The sequence below is a fragment of the Nostoc sp. GT001 genome, from assembly GCF_030382115.1.
Classification (GTDB): Bacteria; Cyanobacteriota; Cyanobacteriia; order Cyanobacteriales; family Nostocaceae; genus Nostoc.
In genome coordinates this window covers 497,278-513,039 of sequence record NZ_JAUDRJ010000003.1, presented here as the reverse complement: position 1 = coordinate 513,039, position 15,762 = coordinate 497,278, and the positions used below count along the sequence as shown (strand labels likewise).

Annotated in this window: 10 protein-coding genes and 1 pseudogene; 6 read left to right on the top strand and 5 right to left on the bottom strand. The window is 42.8% G+C overall.

Going from position 1 to position 15,762, the window contains the following annotated elements:
- Window positions 1–583: 583 nt before the first annotated feature.
- Window positions 584–811 carry a heterocyst-inhibiting protein PatX gene (patX, locus tag QUD05_RS05040; protein WP_094349725.1) on the bottom strand — a complete coding sequence of 76 codons (228 nt, stop codon included), beginning with the start codon at window positions 809–811 and terminating at the stop codon, window positions 584–586.
- A gap of 107 nt (window positions 812–918) precedes the next feature.
- Window positions 919–2,664, bottom strand: coding sequence for an FAD-dependent oxidoreductase (locus QUD05_RS05035; RefSeq protein WP_289795130.1), 1,746 nt, complete (start codon window positions 2,662–2,664; stop codon window positions 919–921).
- 167 nt (window positions 2,665–2,831) lie between these two features.
- Here QUD05_RS05035 and QUD05_RS05030 point away from each other — a divergent pair.
- From QUD05_RS05030 to QUD05_RS05020, 3 genes and pseudogenes are all read left to right on the top strand, one after another.
- A pseudogene (locus QUD05_RS05030) lies at window positions 2,832–3,879 on the top strand (zinc-dependent dehydrogenase).
- 191 nt (window positions 3,880–4,070) lie between these two features.
- Entirely contained in the window at window positions 4,071–5,330 is a 1,260-nt protein-coding gene (locus QUD05_RS05025; protein ID WP_289795129.1) for an inorganic phosphate transporter, read from the top strand.
- A 779-nt stretch (window positions 5,331–6,109) separates the two neighbouring features.
- Window positions 6,110–8,515: an EamA family transporter gene (locus tag QUD05_RS05020; protein WP_289795128.1), complete on the top strand. Its 2,406-nt coding sequence runs from the start codon at window positions 6,110–6,112 to the stop codon at window positions 8,513–8,515.
- Here the strand turns inward: QUD05_RS05020 and QUD05_RS05015 are convergent.
- A complete protein-coding gene (locus QUD05_RS05015) occupies window positions 8,512–8,691 on the bottom strand; it encodes a hypothetical protein (protein WP_289795127.1) in 180 nt (59 codons plus the stop codon). The genes QUD05_RS05020 and QUD05_RS05015 overlap by 4 nt on opposite strands.
- A 1,719-nt stretch (window positions 8,692–10,410) precedes the next feature.
- On the opposite strand from QUD05_RS05015, the gene hetR reads away from it, so the two are divergent.
- A complete protein-coding gene (hetR, locus tag QUD05_RS05010; protein WP_289795126.1) occupies window positions 10,411–11,310 on the top strand; it encodes a heterocyst differentiation master regulator HetR in 900 nt (299 codons plus the stop codon).
- Window positions 11,311–11,758: 448 nt separating this feature from the next.
- Here hetR and QUD05_RS05005 read toward each other — a convergent pair whose 3' ends face one another.
- A complete protein-coding gene (locus QUD05_RS05005) occupies window positions 11,759–12,394 on the bottom strand; it encodes a hypothetical protein (protein ID WP_289795125.1) in 636 nt (211 codons plus the stop codon).
- Window positions 12,395–12,859: 465 nt separating this feature from the next.
- Here QUD05_RS05005 and rpsD point away from each other — a divergent pair, with 465 nt between their 5' ends.
- Window positions 12,860–13,468, top strand: a complete 609-nt coding sequence (gene rpsD / locus QUD05_RS05000) for a 30S ribosomal protein S4 (RefSeq protein WP_069071263.1) — start codon at window positions 12,860–12,862, stop codon at window positions 13,466–13,468.
- An 80-nt stretch (window positions 13,469–13,548) separates the two neighbouring features.
- On the opposite strand, the gene moaA is transcribed toward rpsD, so the two are convergent.
- On the bottom strand, window positions 13,549–14,535 hold the full coding sequence (gene moaA, locus QUD05_RS04995; RefSeq protein ID WP_289795124.1) for a GTP 3',8-cyclase MoaA: 987 nt from the start codon (window positions 14,533–14,535) through the stop codon (window positions 13,549–13,551).
- 162 nt (window positions 14,536–14,697) lie between these two features.
- Between moaA and QUD05_RS04990 the strand changes: the two genes are divergently transcribed.
- On the top strand, window positions 14,698–15,729 hold the full coding sequence (locus tag QUD05_RS04990; RefSeq protein WP_289795123.1) for a hypothetical protein: 1,032 nt from the start codon (window positions 14,698–14,700) through the stop codon (window positions 15,727–15,729).
- The last annotated feature ends 33 nt before the right edge of the window (window positions 15,730–15,762 follow it).

Below are 15,762 nucleotides of genomic sequence, written 5' to 3'. Positions count from 1 at the left end.
TTTAGCAAGTGCAATAAACCTATACTACTTATGTGAATCCATACGCTAGATAAGCAAGAAATGAAACGAAAGGGATTTTATGCTTCGGCAAAGGACGCTAAACAGATGTCAGAGCGAAGATCAGTTACTTGCTTATGTAGATAATCAGCTACTGAATGTATGAGAAGAAAATTTATTGGGGAATAAAGTGAAGTTGCCTTAAGACTATTTTCTCAACAAACAAAATGTCTGAATTAGATGTACTTTAGATTAACTGATAGCCTAAGTAATATCTATTTCTAGAGCCATTAAGGATTGAAATACAAAGCTTTCTAGCGAATATGAGCAACAGTTGTAGAGCTTTTGAGGAGTTGGTAATGCTATCGACCAAAGCCCTTAATTTGATTTGCTTTTTGATCGGCAGGATTGAGACCAACTATTATATATACAAAGTTTGCAGTTGAAATACTAAGCGATCGCTGAAGATTTTCGTGTGTCAACTGTATATATCTCTGCCAGAAAAGCTGTGTAAGAGACGTTAGCACAACATCCTGTTTTCTGGTAATTCTGTTCCTTTGGGAAAAGAGGTATTACCCTACAGTAGTTAAACCACAGCATAGATATTTCGGACTTTTTGTGTCACTTCTCTGCGCCCACTACCGCGATGACGTGGCGCATCATCTGAAGCTTGTTCAGATGCCGCCGAGAGCCACTGTTCCGAAGTAGGCGTGGAAGGCAGCTCTGTTGATAAGTGATTGACCATTGCTTGGCAGTTAAAAGCTAAGGGGCCGAACACCAGACTCGATACTAAAAGTGAAATGGCAGCACGCATAGCAAATGTCTATTTGGGAACTCTCCACTTCACTGATACTTAGCTTTTTGATTAATATCCGGACAATTCATCAAAAAGTATTCTGTTTTACTGAAAATAAACTCTTCTTATCCTCCGTTTAGATGTTCGACTAATAACCAATTGCCAGAGTGATTGTAACGACCCCACAATGTAACTAATTGTTCGTGGGGATAAGCGCGTAATTGCTCGTCGATATGCGATCGCAAAGTCACAAGCTGCCAGCTTTGCCCTTGATATGTGGCTGGTGCTGTGACAGTGAATCTGTATTCCTGCTGTTCCAAGCGATAAAAAATCCCTGTAAAACAGTTACTTTCCTGAATTAATGCTTTGTCAAAAGCAGAGTCAGGGCAATCGCCATTAACTGGATAAGCTTGTGGGTTATCTAAGTAATACAGTTGCCAGTGCCGCCAATCCGAACGATTGGAGGGAAGATTAAACAAAGGAATAATTAGCGCTTTTGAGCGATTATCTTCTAATAAAGCCGTTTGCAGCTTTCTAATAGGTAAATCCCTTGGCTGGCAGTTTAATTCAACACATATCGCCGCCGCCATCCCTGCTGCTTGACCAATACCCATAACCACAGGTTGTAATCTGGTAGCGCCATTGGCAATGTGGGAGACAGAAATATTCTTTTCACATACCAAAAAACCATCTGTGGTGGCTGGAATAAGACAACTGTAGGGAATTGTAAAGGGAGTCCCAGTCCAGCGTCCCCCCCAACGGATGGATTTAGGTTGCAGTGGGAATTGAACGCCAGGATAATGATGGTCATTGGCGTAGTTACCAACTGCGATTGCATCATTAAATATAGATGCAACTCTCCCTCCAGCGATCGGCAAAATATCCTGTTCTCGTATAGTAGTTAGCCCCACTAAGCGGCGGCTTTCTCGGTAATAGGGATGCAGTGCAAAAGCTGTAGAGGTGTGAGGAAATACTTTTTCTGCTAAACCATAGCGACGACCAATCTGATTTTGGATAAAATGGGCAAAATTTTGGCTGTGCCAGCGAGATTCTTGGATGAATTCACCTCTGGATACATCTGACTCTATCAATCGCCCTACCCCTTCGCCGTAGTCATTGCCACAGATTGGCCAATTCATCATAAACAGGCCACCAGGCAAACGTCCATAATTTAAAAATGCCTCTGCTCCATAGCCATCCCAAGCACCTGTAAACTGCGATGGATTATAGTTAGGCGCAGCCGGAATCTCTGGGGCAACGGCTTCACCAAAGTCCTGCATAATCACTACATAAGTGGGCGCTTGCACAGGATATTTCTGAGTTAAAGAGTTAAAAGCCACTGGGGCGCTGGGTTCTCCCCACTGCGATCGCAATTCCCAGCCCCAACGGTAAGGTATGTCAGCTAAAGCTAATAAATCTCCTAATTCTGTGCCATCGAGAATAATTTTGGCTGTGACAGCAAAATTAGCAAAGCGGACACCAGTTATCGAATCACCCTGCCGAAAGACTTCTAAAGGTACTTGTCCAGAAATCCAATGCAGATTGGGCAATTCCTGCACCCAATCTGCAAAAATCTCTGCCCCAATCTGGGGATCGTAACTAAAAAAACTTACCCAACTGTTATCTAATCCACCGGGCTGTCTTTGTCGCAATTCCTGCAAAAACGCACCCCATAACCCGGTTTGAAAGGCTTCTAATTCGTTGCCATCGGGTACAGACACTCCAGCCGAAGTGAGCATTCCCCCCAACCAAGGAAATTCACTCACCAAAATGGTTTTGGCTCCCCGTCGCGCCGCTTGGATAGCAGCCGCAGTCCCTCCAGTTCCCCCACCGACAACTAAAACATCAGCTGTGTATGTCTGATTAACCATCACTTAACCTCACTGGAGTTTTGACATATTCTCCCCAGATAGCTTGGCATCAGACAAGATAATTTATTTTACGAATTAGAACAAGCTAGACAGAGAAATCACAAATCGATAGCTTAACGTTGACTGCTAATGTTACATCTAGTATCGTTGAGCGGGGAAAAACCAACGTGAAAGCACAGGTATTTAGAGGCGTTAATCAACTTTCTTACGAAGATATCCCAGTTCCAACTCTGGAACCAGATGAAGTGCTGGTACAAGTGCGGGTTGTGGGATTATGTCAGTCAGATATTAAAAAAATTCGTTATCCACTTTATGAACCGCCGCGCATTTTTGGACATGAAACCGCTTAACACGATCGCAGCATTAGGCAATAATGTCAAAGGTTGGCAAGTTGGACAACGGGTGGCGGTAATGCACCACATCCCTTGTATGCGTTGCGCTTACTGCCTAAATGATAATTTCTCCATGTGCGATGTCTACAAAAACATCTCCACAACCGCAGGCTTTAACGCCAGTGGTGGCGGTTTTGCCGATTATGTCAAAGTTCCCGGACATATTGTCGAAAATGGTGGGTTGATTCCCATCCCGGATAATATCAGTTTTGAAGAAGCCAGTTTTGTAGAACCGACTAACTGCTGCTTGAAGGCTGTGAAAAAAGCCCAAATTGCTCCAGGACAAACTGTATTAGTTACTGGTGCTGGGCCAATTGGGTTAATGTTCATTATGTTGGTGAAGTATTTTGGAGCAAAAGCGATCGCTACTGATTTACTACCCTCTAGAATTGATAAAGCCTTGAGTGTCGGTGCAGAAGCGGCTTTTGATGCGCGCGATCCTGATTTACCAGCCAAAATCTCTGCCTTAACTGGTGGACTAGGTGTTGATGTTACTTTGCTGGCTGTTCCTAGTGATAAAGCCTTTTTTCAAGCACTTGATAGTACCCGCAAAGGCGGTAAAATCTTATTTTTTGCCGAATTCCCCGATGAAGTAGAAATACCCATTAATCCCAATATCCTCTATCGTCGGGAAATTGACTTGATAGGCAGTTACAGTTCATCTTATCGGCTTCAGAATTTATCGGCTGATATTGTATTTAATCAGCGAATTGACGTGCAAGCGTTGATTAGCGATCGCTATCCATTGAAAAATTTATCAGCAGCTGTGGAGCAAGCGATCGCACCCACACCGGATACTTATAAAATCTTAATTTATCCGTAAAAGGAAGATGAGGGAGATGGGGGAGTGTTAAAACTAGAAGTTTAAAGTTCTGTCTGAGATTCAACGACGGAGCTAAAAGGTTCAACGATGGAGCTAAAAGGTTTAACGATGAAGCTCAAAGCTTTAAAGTTCACCCTTAAAAGCTCAAGTTTCATCCTCATCTCTCTCACTTTCCCCTTGTCCCCAACAAAATGCTTATTACCCTACTTTTCGTAGCTCTACTAGCTTTCTACGTCGCCTGGAATCTCGGAGCAAACGATGTCGCTAATGCGATGGGAACCTCTGTAGGTTCGAAAGCTGTCACTCTCAAGCAAGCGATAATTATTGCTGGAGTATTAGAGTTTACGGGGGCTGTGTTGTTTGGACATGAGGTAACGGAAACTCTAGCAACGAAAATTGCTAATCCCGCCTTATTCGCAGCTACACCCCAAATATTAGTTACTGGGATGGTAACGGTACTAATATCGTGTGGTGTGTGGTTGCAAATTGCCACATCACGCGGTTTACCTGTATCTTCTTCTCATGCGGTTGTTGGTGCCATCGCAGGATTTAGTTGGGTAGCTTTAGGAGTAGGTGCAATTGATTGGGCATCAATTGGCTTAATTAGCATTGGCTGGGTTTTAACGCCGTTAATTAGTGGTGCGATCGCTGCCTTATTTTACAGTCAAATCAAGCACTGGATTTTGGATCAACCTAATCAAGTAGTCCAGTTACAAGAGTGGATTCCCTGGTTGAGTACTGCGCTGCTAGGTGTATTCGGCGTGATTGTATTACCATCGCTCACAGAACCGCTAACCAATTTTGTAATTGAGCAAGTTGGTTTTACAATCCCTGCTTACGACATCCCCCTGTTAACAGGTGCAGTAGCAGCAGTTGGACTCACAATCATGAGTTGGCGACAATTGGGAGATAAGGAAGACAAGGGAGAAATACTCCCTAATCCTGTAGAAAGATTATTCGCCCGATTCCAACTCCTAAGTGCTTGCTTTGTCGCCTTTGCTCACGGTTCTAATGATGTGGGAAATGCAATAGCTCCTTTAGCTGCGATCGTTTACATCAATCGCACTGGTAGCGTACCTACTAATGGTATAACTATCCCCCTTTGGATTTTAATCCTTGGTGGTGCTGGTATTGTTGGTGGTTTAGCTGTTTGGGGAAAAAAAGTCATTGCTACCATTGGCGAAAACATCATTGCCTTGCAACCCAGTAGTGGATTTTGTGCCGAACTTGCTACTGCTACCACCATCCTCATCGCTTCCCGGCTAGGTTTACCAGTCTCCACTTCCCACGCTCTCGTCGGCGGTGTAGTTGGTATTGGACTAGTGCAAAATATTAAGTCGATTAAGTTTCAAACACTAAAAGGCATTGCCGCCGCATGGCTAATTACAATCCCAGTCAGTGCTGCCCTTAGCGCTGCCATCTTCAGCATCGCCCAGATTTTATTCTTCTAAGAATTATTAATATTTTCCAAACTTTTCCTCTATTGGAATTTACTCAAAGCAAAACCCAGACTGCAACAACGCCAAAAAAAGCGTACTTTTGCAGAATTGCTGCTCATTCATTAGAATGTTGTGCAGGGGATAGCGTAACTTAGAATTTCCATAGAAGGATACTTTAATCTCCATTTAGAGATATAAACTGTCACACCAGTTACATTCCACACAAATTTACAGTTAGTTTCGCAAGTCAGACAATTTGGTGAGGATATCTAGCGACGAGTCGCCTACGCACACGCATCTGTGAATCTTTGACAATTATANTTGGCAGCAAAACAATAAATATTTATTTGGAGTGAGATTTCTTTAAAAGTAAANATTTCATTGGCAAATAATTTATGAAAATTAAACTGACCAAAAATAAAAAAGTCTCTATTTAATGGACTTCCAAGCGTGGCGATCGATCCAAAATCCCTTCGGGTTAGGCAATCTCCCAGACGCTCTGGTGTCCCTAACGATGGGAATCGNNNAGATGGGTGCTACCTCACCAAAATTCCAAATCTAATGGTTAAATACTTATCAATGCTGAAGAGGACACGCTGTAGTAAGCTGTGTGGCAAACTTAGATGCTTTGCTAACTTGTGTCTAGTATGACAGAATTACGTTGAAATGCGGAAGTGCTGTTAAAATTTTTAATTTATCTGATATCTGACAAAATACAGGAAATTAGGATGACCGCCAATAAAGTGTACGGGAAGCAGCTTTATCGTCAAAGTGTTAGAGGTTAGAAGCTAATGGGGCGATTCGAGAAGCAACCAGAAAACCCAAGAGTCAGAGGGGAGCTATCTAGAGCAGCAGAAAATGCTCTTTGGGCTGTAGTTGAAGACTTAGAAAATCTTCAGCAGAATGTCCTCAGAGGCTTGCAGGAAGACGTAAAGCGGCTTCAGTCAGAAAAAAATCGGTTATCTGATGAGATTCAAAGCTTGGTAGAGGAAAAAGAGCATTTACAACAAGTGCGCCAAATTACTGAGCAGCAAGTGTTAATTCGGCAACTGGCAGAAGTTCTGGCAAAGCATATATCTTCACAACTGCAATCCTCTCTGGCAACTTTAGCTAATCAAAGTATGGAGGGCAAATCTTACGAACAAGCGGCGTTGAAGTCTGCTGAAGTGAGCAGCAATGTAGTCGGTGAAATTAATGAAAAAGTCGAACATATGTTTGACAGTCTCGATGACACCGTTACTGTTACCTTTAATTCCTTACAACAGGAACTGAAGAACTATCAAAGTAATCTTTCCCAACAGCTGTCACGGATGTATAGCCAGCAGCAGCAAGGGGAAACGATTTTGGCGGAGTTTGTTAACCGCCTGCATGGAGAACTAGAAAAAACTATAGAAGAAACTTCACGCAAATCAGCAACAGCAGGTATACCTACTGTTTTGCAGTTTACGGAGCCACAAAAAAATAGCTCTGTTGAAACATCCCTGCCAGAGTTTGAGGAAATAGTAAGAAATTCCCTTGAGCCAATTTCCCCGATCTCCAATCAATTTTCACCAAGGGAAACGACATTAGAGCCGCCGATTGTTAAAGAAAATGTCGCGAATCCGATTTCTTCTCCCAGCAAGGATTTGTCGCCAAAAGAAACAATATTACAGCCACCGATTGTTAAAGAAAACACTGCGAATCCGATTTCTTCTCCCAGCAAGGATTTGTCGCCAAAAGAAACAATATTACAGCCACCGATTGTTAAAGAAAACACCGCGAATCCAATTTCTTCTCCCATAAAGGATTTATCGCCAAAAGAAACAACATCAGTAGAGCCGCCGATTATTAAAGAAAACGTCGCGAATCCAAGCCAGGATTTGTCGTCAAGGGAAACGCCATCAGAACCTACTACGGCTGTTGTTCCGCCACCAAAGGACAATGCCACCGAACCAATTTCTGTCCTAAATCAGGAATCGCCAGAAAACGAAACGAAATCAGAGCCTACGATCCCATCTGTACTACAGCCGAGAACAATCCGACCTTTTCTAAAGATTCCTACTGAACCACTTTCTGTCCGCCGCAAGAACGTATCGCAAAGCAAAGCTGAACCCTCATCCACTACTGCGCCAGAACCGCAGGTGGAAGCAAAACCTCCACAATCGCGATCGCCTAATTCCTCTGGCTTATCGACACTTAGAATCGGTTTGTTTTTGATCGTCTTATCAGCAGTGGTATCGTCGCTTTACAACGTAGCCATCAAGGTGATTTTCCACGAAGGTTCCCAGATTTTTGGAGTATTAGAGGTAGAGCAATTGCTACCGCCGACTTTGGGCAATACTCTGTTAATTTTGACGCTACGGTTTATGGTAGTCGTACCATTAATGGTACTTTTGTCTCCGATATTGCATCCAAGACTGTGGCAAGACTTGGAAAGCTTGTCTGCTTCAGTCCGAGGAAATTCCACACCTGCCAATGCCGCTACCAAGCAGATTTTGGTGTTGTCAATTGTGAGTGGGTGCTTTTTGTTTTTATCGCAGGTACTAATCTACATTGCGATCGCTCAAGTCCCAACCGGAATGGCGATCGCACTGTTCTTTATCTATCCAATGGTTAGCGGTCTATTTTCGTGGTTTCTGTTTCGCGATCGCCCCACTCTATTCCGCATCGTAGCGATCGCCGCAATTTGCTGCGGTGAATTGTTGGTTTTAGGGGGTTCTCCCAGCATCGGTATCGGTAATACTTCAATGGGAAGCAGCACCGCCATTCTTTCGGGTGTGGCTTTTGCTGCCTATATAATTCTGACGCGAGTCTGTGCTAGCAAACTGCATCCCGTGACTTTTACTTTAATTAACTTCACTACGATGCTGTTGTTGAGCTTTATCTGTTTGATGCTACCTTTGCCAAGCAGTTGGAACTTGGTAGTAGTTGACCCCTCTAAAATGCTGGAATTGGTTTTAAGCGCATTTATTTTGGGTGTGCTGACCCTTGCAGGTTATTTGCTCAATAATGTTGGTATTAGTAAACTAGGTGCCTCGCGATCGGCGCTCATTGGTGGTAGCATCCCAGTTTTAACCGTGATTTTCGCTGGGTTAATCATTCAAGAAAATTTGGATATTGTGCAAATTCTGGGAGTGTTATTTGTAACCTTTGGCGCGGCTGCTTTCAGCTTTGAAACAATGCGAAATCAGGTTAAACCCTCTAGTCCCACGAATTAAATGGCGAGTTCAATCAGCTTAAGGGTGATGGGAGCTACTTTACCCCCATCACTCTCAGCATCAATCCTGACGCTAATGCACTCACTTGTAACTTCAAGATCCCCGACTTCTTTGAGAAGTCGGGGATTTAAATTTTTACGAATGATTTCAGAATGCTGTATGGGTGCAGAGAACACTTATAGATCGGCAAGCAGTATTTATATTTTTAGGGATTTAGCCTGATACAGGTAGGGAAAACACGTATATGTAAGCAATATGAGTAGTACTGACTCCAGCAATTGAGCACGAGTACTTGCTCAGAGAGAAGATTCGCAAGGAGTTAAGACTATTGCAGCACATTTTGGAACTAAGAGATGGAGAAGTCGCAGAAATGTTTAGAGTACCCCGTTTTTTCAAGCCAAACGCACTTTGTTGATATTAGGCGGTCGGCCTACCTGTTTTTCAGCGTGGGAGGCAAAGTAAGTGGGCAAGAATAGACTAGCTTATGTTAAGCAATGTAAATTTAATCAAATTGCCTTGTAGTCAGGGCTAAAGTCCTTATCTTTCGGTTTTATTTGTCGCTAATGGGGAAGTCTCCCAGACCGCACTCAGTCACTATAAATCTTTAATTATTCACACCCACTTACTAATTGTGTTTCGTAAAATGGTATCTTTATTTCTGTCGTTTTATACTAGTCAACTTAATCTGTGTAGGCGTAGCCTACCGTAGGTATCGCTCAGACACCTAGAAAAAGAAGCTGATATCGTAGCTTGCTACGGATTATCATCCTTTTATAGCAACAAACTATCTACGTAATTAAAGTCTCTCAAATATATAAAATAGCAAGGTAAAAACATACTTGAAAGTAGCCAATAAATTAGTTAAATCATAAAAGTTTAAAATTCTTTCATGAAAGAAATATAAATTTATGCCAAAAAAACCTCTAAATAATTATCGAATTTAACCCAAGATGTTTTATTATATGTATGGCTATTAACTAGTCTTTCGGTTATTAGCACGAGCGACAAAGCCTTATAGATACGCGATTTAGTCTAAAGCAATCGCGGCTTTTTGTGTCTAATAGTCAATATAAAAGAATAAATAAAACTTGATTTAAAAGTAGATATAGAAATATCATCAAACCTTGATTTAAGCAAGATATAAAATATTTAAATAGCCATCATTTATAAACTTGAAAATGCACAATTTTATTTCAAAACCAAAAAAAAGTGATATGATGAGGAACAATATTTGAAAAGCAACAGGTATTTTGAAATTGGAATTATTTGCTCTACTTGATGTCTACTATTTTCCCTCAATGCCAAGACATCACCGGAGGTTGTGAACGAGATGAGAGTTCACAACGAGCTGTATAGCTCAATCTCTAAATGTGGCTACACCTGGCAAGCGATTTGTTTTGAGANNNTTCCCAATTATTTCTAGTCACTTGTGTACTAAAAATAATTCGCCAAGGCTGCAAAAAAGCATCTTTTTCTAGTAACAAATATCCCAAATTAACCGCGCAAACTAGTTTNNNCTCTGAGTCGGCATAGTGCCATAATTAGATGTAAGCAGCTTGACGTTGTTACTCTTGAAAGATGAAAANAACCAGAAACCTGAAAGGCTTTGGAGATTAATTGCAGCATATTTGACTGTTGGGAAATAAACCGCCGTTAAGCTAGATTTGGTGGCGTCTCTAATTTTCCGGTTAGATGCAGAGACAGTTATAGTTACAACTAGCGACTCTGCTTTNTCTACCAGGAAATATGCGAAAATGGTAGTTTGCGCTACCACCGATATCATCGTTATCGCATACTAATATAGTTTGAAGTAAAGACAGCCTTCAGCCAGGTGTATACTACCTATTTTCATTCGATTAAAAATTGTGTAAACGTGCTATTCAATTGTCTGTAATATGAGTAACGACATAGATCTGATCAAACGTCTTGACCCCAGTGCGATGGATCAGATCATGCTTTATCTGGCTTTTAGTGCCATGCGGACGAGTGGGCACAGGCATGGGGCATTTTTAGACGCAGCCGCAACAGCAGCAAAGTGTGCAATTTACATGACCTATCTAGAGCAGGGACAAAACCTGCGAATGACAGGGCACTTGCATCACTTGGAGCCGAAACGAGTAAAAATTATTGTAGAAGAAGTCAGACAGGCACTAACAGAAGGCAAACTGTTAAAAATGCTTGGTTCTCAGGAACCTCGCTATTTAATTCAATTGCCTTATGTCTGGCTAGAAAAATATCCTTGGCAACCGGGGCGATCGCGCGTTCCTGGTACTAGTCTGACAAGTGAAGAAAAAAGACAAATTGAGCAGAAACTGCCCAGTAATTTACCTGATGCTCAGTTAGTTAGCTCCTTTGAGTTTCTGGATTTGATCGAGTTTTTACACAAGCGATCGCAAGAAGACTTGCCACCCGAACACCAAATGCCTTTGAGTGAAGCTTTGGGTGAGCATATTAAGCGCCGTCTGCTTTACTCAGGAACGGTAACACGCATTGATTCTCCTTGGGGAATGCCCTTCTATGCGCTTACCCGTCTTTCTTATACCCCAACAGACGATGAAGAACGTACACACATCACCGTGGAAGATACCGCTCGGTATTTCCGCATGATGAAAAATTGGGCAGAACGGCGACGAAACGCCATGCGCTTGCTGGAAGAACTTGATATTCTCCCAGAAAAAATGGATCAGGCTATGGAAGAATTAGATGAAGTTATCCGTGCCTGGGCAGACAAATATCACCAAGATGGTGGTATTGCAGTGGTTTTACAGACGGCTTTTGGTGAAAGAGAAGACTAGTACAACTAACTGTGCAAACTGTGCAAAATTCTAAATTACCAAAGCTGAAAAACTGACGTGAGTTCAACTAACCTCTCTCCAACTCCTCTTTGCGTTGGAGAGGAGAATTATAATGTTTTTCATTTATTTGAATGCTTACCTGGTCAGTGGACACTTTGGGAACAGTGCTAGGTATCGTATACCCACAAGTGGCAGAAGTGTTACTGAAGTTTGTCTGAGCTAATAGAGCGTTTGACGGAAGTTACATTACTGTACAATCCGCCTGAAGGTTCGCGTGATATCTTTGTAGTCTGGATAAGACCAGGTAAGGTCGGGTTTCGCTGTTGCTCAACCCAACCTACTAATTAAAATCGAATGATTTATTTTTTGGTAGTCCCTGAATCAGGTTGGCAAATAGCCACTCTATATTCAACCTGTATTTTCAATCAATTATACAAAGCACTGTAATCTAATTAGTGCCCGGTTGAGTTGGAACAACTGGTTGGTTTGGAAATGGGGTAGTTTCTAAACTTGGACTTGAACCCGCAGGAATTATCGTTGGCGGTGTAGACGAAGATGAAGCACCGATAACACTATCATCAGCACTGATACAAGTATCTAGCGCTTGAGTAGGGGGAAAGTCGATTTGACTACGTAAGCCAACCACACACTGGCCAAAGCGCACGGGTAACAAACTGCGTCCACAATAATCTAAAACTGTTGGATTAGCTTCTTCCTTAGTACTTAAGCTAACGCCAACTACACAGGTTGCTAACTCTTCAGGACGCCGAGCCTTCCCACAATAAGAAAGCGCATCTGTGGCAGCAATTTGGGTTTCCTTATCAATTTTCACCACGCAAGCAGCCAAATCTTTTGGACGCAGTGCTGCTGCACAACCTTCTGATGCCGCTTCTGCCTTTACGCCCACACTCAACAGGCGACCCGCACAAACACTATAATCATTCCTGTAGGAGGCAGCAACAGCCACATTAGGCAAGATTGTTAAACATCCAGCTATAGCCAAAACTGGTAATGTTAAAATCCTGGAGGTGGAACTGCCTTGTTTGTTCTTAACTCTGCTAACCACTTTTTTGCTCATTGACATTGCCATTCTCCAAACACCCAAAGTTATGCTAACTCAAATATCTTAAAAATCCTCTGTAATCTAAGAATTTCAGAGGTAGTAAAGTATAGACATAATTAATTATGTCGAAAATTGTGTTAACATAGCTGTTTGAAAGATAAGTAGGCAACGTAAAAAGTATTTCAGAGTAAGAATACTGCGTGAACCAATCTGATGATTGAGTAGCTTACGAAACTAAATAAGCACAAAAAACTTATGGGCAGGAGTACGGCGTGACAGGTCGGAATTCAGGCTTGGAGGCTAGTTTGTCGGGTTTACCGATTAAAAGCAACTGGCGCAAAAATCGATGCGTCTACCTTGGTGAGATACGTCTTACCTCGGTAAGCAGCTTCAAAAAACCAAGAATCCTCTGATTATTAAAAATTAGGGGAATGTCAAAATTGAATGTTTCGGTAAAGTTTAAACAGGATTAGATTAAGGAAACTCATGTCCCGATATAGAGGGCCCCGCCTCAGAATTGTCCGCCGCTTGGGCGACTTACCAGGATTAACTCGTAAAAGTGCCAGACGCGCTTACCCACCTGGGCAGCATGGCCAGAATCGCAAGAAGCGCTCTGAGTATGCTATCCGTCTAGAGGAAAAGCAAAAGCTCCGCTTCAACTACGGTTTGACTGAAAAGCAATTGCTCCGCTATGTGCGGAAAGCCAGACGTGTTACTGGTTCTACCGGACAAGTGCTGCTGCAATTGCTGGAAATGCGCTTGGATAATACCGTTTTCCGCTTGGGTATAGCCCCGACTATCCCAGCGGCTCGTCAACTGGTAAATCACGGTCACGTAACTGTTAATGGTCGTGTAGTGAATATTGCCAGCTACCAATGCCGTCCTGGGGAAACAATTGCAGTCAGAGATCGGGCACAATCCCGGAAGTTGGTGGAAGCGAACTTGCAATATCCCGGTTTGGCTAACCTCCCCAGTCATTTGGAATTTGACAAAAATAAGTTGGTTGGTAAAGTCAACAGCGTTATTGAGCGCGAATGGGTGGCACTACAAGTTAATGAACTACTTGTGGTGGAATACTACTCACGACAAGCTTAAACAGTTGGGAGTTAGGAGTTATGAGTTAGGAGTTGCAAGATGATAATTCCTAACTCCTCACTTTTTACTCCTAACTTTTTTCATCCGCCAATTTGCGACATGGTACGGGTGTATATACCTGAAATGCCAGAATCACGTTGTTTAAAGTTAATTTCTGGCTTGATTCCGAGTAAATGTCTGACCTGCTCTTGTAATTGAGCGGTGCTGACACCAGAACGCAGAGCAGTTTTTAAATCTATTTGACCAGTTTCATTTAATAAACAGGGACGCAGCCACCCATCAGCACTCAGGCGCATCCGATTACAACGATCGCAAAAACATTCTGACATTTGACTAATAAATCCTAGTGTCCCCTTCGCATTGGGAATTTGAAAGACATCAGCAGGGCCAGCACCACGAACTTGTGATTCTGTCAAGCCCCAGCGATCGCGAATACGTTCTCGTAAATCGGCTGAAGATACCCAACCGCGATCGCCAAACAAATGCACATTACCAATGGGCATAAATTCAATAAATCGAACGTGCCACTGTTTTTCAATTGTCAGGGCGGCTAAATCGAGAACTTCGTGGTCATTAACGCCAGGAATCACCACTACATTCAGCTTCAGGGGGTCGAATCCGACTTGATGGGCAGCTTGAATCCCCTGCCAAACTTGTTGCCAACGAGAACGCCCCTGATTACCGATAATTTGGTCAAAAATGTCGGGATCGAGAGAGTCCAGACTAATATTAATTCGTCGCAGACCAGCATTGTAGAGGTTTTGCGCCATCGGAGCCAGCAAAAAACCGTTGGTGGTCATTGAGATATCTTGAGTTTGGGGTAAATTTGCGATCGCACCGACTAAATCCACCACACGCGGACGCAACAAGGGTTCTCCCCCAGTCAAACGAAACCGATTAAAGCCTACTGGAATAAATACTTCTTGAATTAAGGTGAGTAGTTCCTCATCAGTCAATAACTGTTGCTTGAGAATATAGTCCAGTTCTACTCCCTCTGGCATACAGTACTGACAACGAAAATTGCAGCGATCGATTAAGCTTATGCGGAGGTAGTCTACCTGGTTCATCGTTTTATTTTTATTCTCTCTGATTAATTAAAGACTTTACAAAAGTGGTTTACCCCTTCCTACTATCTTTGTTGTAACTCAAAATACCGTACTCCCCCTTAAGTATGAGTCCACAGATTGTGGCATAATAAGCCGATCGCATCCACTAGTTAGTCATCAATCGTGCAAGATACCGACTCCATCAACGACCTTGCTGCTGCTTTACTACAGCCAGCCGATATCAGCTTTGAACTGCCCGATCCAGAAGATGAACAGATTCTAGAGTCAGATTTTCAACAGCAGCTAGAAATAGCTTGGCAGGTATGCGATCGCTTTGATTTGCAAACTGAAATCTGGCGGGGGCGAATTTTACGGGCGATTCGCGACAGAGAAAAAGTGGGTGGTGACGGACGCGGTACTGGCTTTCTCCGATGGCTAAAAGAGCGGGAAATCAGTAAAAGTCAAGCATACTCCTGGATTCAACTGGCAAATAGTGCCGATACTCTCATTGAAGACGGTAAACTTGACCCCGGATCTGTGAACAACTTCAGCAAACGGGCATTTGTTGAAACCTCCAAAGCAGTTCCAGAAGTGCAACAGATGGTGAGTGAAGCCGCCCAAAAAGGCGATCGCATCACTAGGCGGGAAGTGCGTCAACTCAGCGACGAATGGACAGCCATGTCCTCAGATTTACTACCTGAATCAGTTAGAGAAAAAGCAGCAGATAACACCCTTCCCCCGCGCTACATCGCCCCACTGGTGAAGGAAATGGAAAAACTGCCAGAATCACATCAAAAGTTTATCCAAAAGGAAATAGCTGCCAATCCTGATGTGGATACCCTGAAACAGGTAACTACCGAAGCGCGTAACTTAGCGAAATATCTGAAAGGGGCGGCTCAAGTTCAGGCGCTAACCCAAGAAAATATTGACATTGAAACAGCTTTAGAAGAAGCCCAAAGAGTCGGCTGTTTGAGCATTGCTGCTGATTTGGTAAATCAAGCATCGCAAATTGAACAAACGATCGCTAAATTGTACATGACTTGGAAACGGATCGGTAATTTAGCAGATCGATTATATGTAGATACTGGAGCAAGTACACCCAACTTGCGATCGCTCCTCACTTGCTTGGAACCTCTAGGTGGTGAAATCATGGAATTGCAACTTACTGGTGCGACTGAACACACTGTTCGTTTGCAAATTCAGGAGACGAGTTAGGGAGTGGGAATTAAAAGTTGTGCGAGATAATAG